5 protein-coding genes are annotated in these 5,217 nt (G+C 66.1%); 1 reads left to right on the top strand and 4 read right to left on the bottom strand.

Annotated elements, in window-relative coordinates; translation table 11 throughout:
• Positions 1-61: 61 nt before the first annotated feature.
• The 3 genes from ACFPZI_RS22340 to ACFPZI_RS22330 all read right to left on the bottom strand — a co-directional run bounded on the left by ACFPZI_RS22340 (position 62) and on the right by ACFPZI_RS22330 (position 3,072).
• Positions 62-994: a glutaminase gene (locus ACFPZI_RS22340; protein ID WP_381365738.1), complete on the bottom strand. Its 933-nt coding sequence runs from the start codon at positions 992-994 to the stop codon at positions 62-64.
• A 56-nt stretch (positions 995-1,050) separates the two neighbouring features.
• Positions 1,051-2,679 (bottom strand): IS4 family transposase, encoded by a 1,629-nt coding sequence (locus ACFPZI_RS22335; protein WP_381365735.1) that lies wholly within the window; start codon positions 2,677-2,679, stop codon positions 1,051-1,053.
• Positions 2,680-2,835: 156 nt separating this feature from the next.
• Positions 2,836-3,072: an IS3 family transposase gene (locus ACFPZI_RS22330; protein WP_381365732.1), complete on the bottom strand. Its 237-nt coding sequence runs from the start codon at positions 3,070-3,072 to the stop codon at positions 2,836-2,838.
• A gap of 253 nt (positions 3,073-3,325) precedes the next feature.
• On the opposite strand from ACFPZI_RS22330, the gene ACFPZI_RS22325 reads away from it, so the two are divergent.
• Positions 3,326-3,946 (top strand): transposase family protein, encoded by a 621-nt coding sequence (locus tag ACFPZI_RS22325; protein WP_381365730.1) that lies wholly within the window; start codon positions 3,326-3,328, stop codon positions 3,944-3,946.
• A 312-nt stretch (positions 3,947-4,258) separates the two neighbouring features.
• Here the strand turns inward: ACFPZI_RS22325 and ACFPZI_RS22320 are convergent.
• On the bottom strand, positions 4,259-5,217 hold a 959-nt coding region (locus ACFPZI_RS22320; RefSeq protein WP_381365727.1), incomplete at its 5' end, for a reverse transcriptase domain-containing protein.

Genomic DNA, 5,217 nt, shown 5'->3' with positions numbered 1-5,217 from the left:
GACCTCGATGCGACATGGAAACAGCATACGGACTTACAGCTGAAATTTCTGGCGCATCACACTAGAACACCGACAGTCCCGTGAGCGTCGTGAAGCGGTCCAGGGCCGCCACTCCCGCCACCGAGTTGCCCCGCTCGTCCAGGCCGGGCCCCCATACGCAGAGCGTGCAGCGGCCGGGGACGACGGCGATGATGCCGCCGCCGACGCCGCTCTTGCCGGGCAGGCCCACGCGGTAGGCGAAGTCGCCCGCGGCATCGTACGTTCCGCAGGTGAGCATGATCGCGTTGACCTGTTTGGCTTGACTCTGGGTCAGTAGACGGGTGCCGTCGGCGCGGATGCCGTGCCGGGCGAGGAAGCCGGTGGCCAGGGCGAGGTCGGCGCAGGATGCCTCGATGGAGCACTGGCGGAAGTACTGGTCGAGGAGGACCGGGACCGGGTTCCCGATGTTCCCGTACGACGCCATGAAGTGGCCGAGCGCGGCGTTGCGGTCGCCATGGGCGGACTCGGAGGCGGCGACGCCTTTGTTAATGGCGAGCTCTGCGTTGTCGCTCTCCGCGCGCAGGAACTCCAGGAGGGTGCCCGCCGCGTTGCCGCTCTGGGTGTGGAGGCGGTCGGTGACGACGAGTGCGCCGGCGTTGATGAACGGATTGCGCGGGATGCCGTTCTCGTACTCCAGCTGCACCAGCGAGTTGAAGGGGTTACCGGAGGGCTCGCGGCCGACGTGCTCCCACAGCGTGTCGCCCTCGCGGGCCAGGTCGAGGGCAAGGGTGAAGACCTTGGAGATGGACTGCGTGGAGAACGGCTGCCGCCAGTCCCCGACTCCGTACACCGTGCCGTCCAGCTCCGCGACGGCCATGCCGAACCGGTGCGGGTCGCATGCCGCGAGCGCCGGGATGTAGTCGGCGGGCCGACCCCGTCCGGGCATGCTCTCGATCTCGGCGGCGATGCGGTGCAGAAGTGGCTGGAAGGTGTGGGACGAGGTCATGATCGCCATTGTGCCGTCGGTCCCTCCGGGGTGCGTCATGGTGAAGTTTCCCCAAGGCCGGGTAGTTAGCGTTTTCGCTGGTCACGCAAGGGGTTCGGGATCTGTGTGATGGCCGCGTAGCGGCCCGTGCGGACTCTCTTGATCTTTCCTCTCTCGGTCCAGCGGGCAAGTTGGCGATAGGTGGCGACGAGGGTGACGTCGCCGAGGAGCACGGCGATCTCCCTTGAGCGCCACAGTCGTTCGGGCTCCGCCTGCAGGATGGTCAGGACACGTGCCATGCGATTGCCGGTGTTCTCCTGGTCGGTCGTCGCGGGCAATGCGGGCTGTGGCAGTGGGGGTGGCAGGAGAGTGATCGTCGTCGAGATCACGACCTTGCTGCTGTCGGGTCGGCCGTCCAATTTCCTCTCCGCATAACGGGAGATGGGTGACTTCACCTTGCGGGTGCTGACGCGGCTTCGCCGTGCGGGCGACAGCGTCGACAGGACTCGCCGGCCGATCTCCCCGATGCCCTGCTCGAAGACTCCTCCCGCGCATACCAGCAGGTCGCGAGCGGTTTGGAGGGCGATAGTGAAGCCGCAGCGGTCGGGATCGGTGCCCGGCCGGGACTCCGCCGCCTCGACCATGGTGCGGCGCAGAAGCTGGTACAGGGTGAGCAAGGCCCACATCTCCTGCTCGACACCGACCGGATCGTGCGAGCGCAGGACCCGTGCATGCAGGATGGTGTGGCGGAGCGCGTAGTAGGCGCTCTCGTGCTCCCAGCGCTCGTGATACAAGTGCACGAGGCGGTCGGCGGGGTAGCGACGGGTGTCCAGCAGCGTGGTTGCCAGGCGGTAGGAACCCTCGAAGGCGCTGCCGTCCGTGCAGAGGACGCTTACCCGGGCCTCGATGATGCGTACCTGGACGCCGCCGATGACCGAGAGGTAGAAGGAGTCGGCGAGCGCCTTCAGAACCGGTGGGCGGCGGCGCTGGTTGATGCGGCCCAAGACCTGCGCGCCGGTGGAGTGCACGGCGGCGAGGAAGTCGTTGCCGTCGAAGCCCCGGTCCCACAACACCAGCATCTCGGGGCCCAGATGGTGCAACAGCCTGGTGGCGTACGAGGTTTCGCCCTCCCGGGTGGGGCCGAAGACCGCTCCGATCACGGCCCGGGTGCCGGTCTCGACCAGCGTCATCAGCTCGACCTGGGGATAGCCGCCGTGCGCGCACCGCCCCAGCCAGCCGCGGTTGCGCTCACTGTCGGGGACTTTGATCGAGCTGCAGCCGTCGAACGACACCGTCCGGTAAGGGCCGAACCGTACCCCCGGTGTGGTCGGCTGGGCCAACGGCCCGGCCAGCACCTCGAACAACACCCGCACCGGCGCGCTGCCGACTCTGCGGCGCAGATCACGTAGCGCTTTCGTGCTCGGGCAGACGACCGGCATCCCCGACAGACCAGCAGTCAGTTTGTCCCAGACCAGCCGGTAGCCGATCTCGGGGAACAGGCACATCGCCAGGAGGAAATAGACGCCGACCCGCGAGGGCAGATCACGCAGCCGCCGCTGCACGGTCCCGGTCTCGGACAAGACCGCATCGACCAGCTCGAACGGCATGACCGGCGTCAGCTCCCCCAGATGTCCGGGAGCGAACCGGCCCGCGGCCACAGTCACCGTCCGGGTGATGGTCGTCAGCGCCGATGGCGAGACACAATGAACAGGCAACGGAGCTCCTTGCGAAACAAGCTGTCTTGGACGACTGCCTGTACCAACGAGCTCCGTTGCTTCACGTCGAGGCCCCGTCAGCACCCCTTGCGTGACCAGCGAAAACGCTAACTACCCGGCCTTGGAAGTTTCCCCGTGATCATGGACACATTTTCGTTATGCCGCGAGGGCCTGTTCTTGCTGGTAGCGGATGCGGGTCTCGTGGGGTGTGAGGTAGCCCCAGGTGATGTGTTTGCGGAGCCTGCGGCGGTTGTAGAAGGTCTCGATGAAGCCGAAGATGTCGGCGCGTGCGGTGGCCCTGTCGGGCCAGAAACGGGTGCCGATTTCCTCTTTGAGGACGGCCCAGAAGCTTTCGGCCGCAGCATTGTCGTAGCAGATTCCGGTCCGCCCCATGCTCTGCCGTCCGTCCAACTCCCTTATTTTGTTGCGGAGTCGAATCGAGGTGTATTCGGATCCGCGGTCGGAGTGGATCACGCGGCCGGGTTGCAGGCAGGGCTCCGTCGTTCTCGCGGTCGGCCCGACGGAGCCGGTATGGGCCTGATATCCCAACTCGGCCGTGATGGTGATGGATCGGCAGCTACACGCGCAGGCACGGCTTCCGGTGATCATGGAGTGTCGAGTTCGCTGATCACCACAACGGAAGACCGTGCCTGCTGCGCCATCATCACCCATCCCTGCCGGGCTGGGCCAACTCGCTGGATCCGATCCGGCCCGCCCCGACGAACTACCCGACCTGCTGGCCCGGCTGTCCCGCCTGCCCGACCCGCGCCGCCTGCGGGGCCGGCGTCACCCGCTGTCGTACGTCCTGGCCCTGGCCGCCTGCTCAGTCCTGGCCGGAGCGAAGTCCCTCACCGCGATCGCCGAGTGGGCCGCCGACGCCTCTGACCGGCTCCTTCTCCACTGTGGGGCCACACTGCGCGATCCGGACCGGCCCTACCGGGCGCCCAGCGAGGCGACCGTGCGCCGGGTACTGCAGCGCATCGACGGCGACGCACTCGATGCAGCGATCGGCGGCTGGCTCACCGCTCGAGCGGACGCCTTCCGCGCCGCCGACCAGAACAAATGCCCACCGTCCCGCCCGGTGCGGGCAGCGGTCGCGGTGGACGGCAAATCCCTGCGCGGTGCCATCCGCGCCGACGGGCGCTGTGTCCACCTGCTCTCCGCGCTGCGCGGCGACGGCATTGTGCTCGCCCAGCGCGAGGTCGACGCCAAGAGTCGAGTAGCCGGGGGGAATTTCGCCCCCCGGCTCTCACGGAACCGTGCGTAAAGATCTCCCTTTACACGGCTCTTGCCATCCTGATCACCAGCCCGAGGACGCTGCGGTGGTCACCTGCCACTGGGCGAACATGCGGGGATACCGCTTCGCGATCTCCTCCATCTTCCCAAGGGCCTTCCGCAACGCCGAGAGCCGCCTGTACTTCTTAGAGTGCGGTAAGTGATGTTTCCTGCCGTTTCACACCGATGTGATGACATGCCATAACGGGGTGATTCCGGCGGTCGAATGATCAACATCGCCGCCCCGGCCGAGCGCACGGCTCCGGCTCCCCGGTTTGGCTCGACAGCCGAGGTCAGGGGCCTGCTACCCACTGGGACGAAGTGGTGCGAAATTAGCTAGACCATCACTTACCGCACTCTTACGGATCCATCGCACCAAGTAGGCGTTGATGCGCTGCAGGAGAGGGATCAGGGCCGATCGGTAGAACCGGCCGTAGTAGTTGATCCAGCCCGCCACGATCGGATTGATCCGTCGGGCGAGTTCCACGAAGGAGAGGTCGGACCGTCGGTGAAGACGCCAACTGCGTACTTCCCTACTGATCCTCTTCAAGGCGTCCTTGCTGATCGCGGGCTCGAAGGACAGGAACCGCCTGCCCTGCTTGTCCTGCGACTTGCGCGCGCGGAACGTGTACCCGAGAAAGGTGAACTCCCTGGGCTCATACGAGCCCTGGCGTTTCCCGTCTCGGCAGTAGACGATCCTGGTCTTGTCGGGATGCAAGCGCAGCCCGACCTCCTCCATCCTGTTCGTGAGCGCGGCCAGCACCTGGCGGGCCTGACGCTCCGAGACGCAGTGCACGACCGCGTCATCGGCGTACCGCTCGAACGTGACGGCAGGGAACTCCCGGTCCAGCCACATGTCGAGTGCATAGTGCATGAACAGGTTCGCGAGCACTGGTGAGACCGCTGAGCCCTGTGGGGTTCCGCGGTCCCGCTGTTGCAAGGTGCCGTCGGGTAGTTGCAGCGGTGCTTGGAGCCACCGCTTGACATACAAAATCACCCAGACGGCGTCGGTGTGCGCTTCCACGGCCTTGACGATGAGGTCCCAGCGGACGCTGTCGAAGAACTTCTCGATGTCGAGCTCGACCACCCAGTCCTTCCTCCAACAGCGTTTCCGGCAGGACTCCACCGCGTCCAGCGCCGACCGTCCAGGCCGGTAGCCATAAGAGTCCTCATGAAACACGGGTTCCACCCGGTCCATGAGGCAATGCCGTTCAGTTAAGCGGTAGAGGCGAGTCTGATCGTGGCTGGACTGCTGTGTCGAGT

This window comes from Streptomyces chlorus (assembly GCF_042655885.1).
GTDB classification, from domain to species: Bacteria; Actinomycetota; Actinomycetes; order Streptomycetales; family Streptomycetaceae; genus Streptomyces; species Streptomyces chlorus.
The sequence above is the reverse complement of the archived record's forward strand: the minus strand, read 5'-3'. Positions and strand labels throughout refer to the sequence as shown.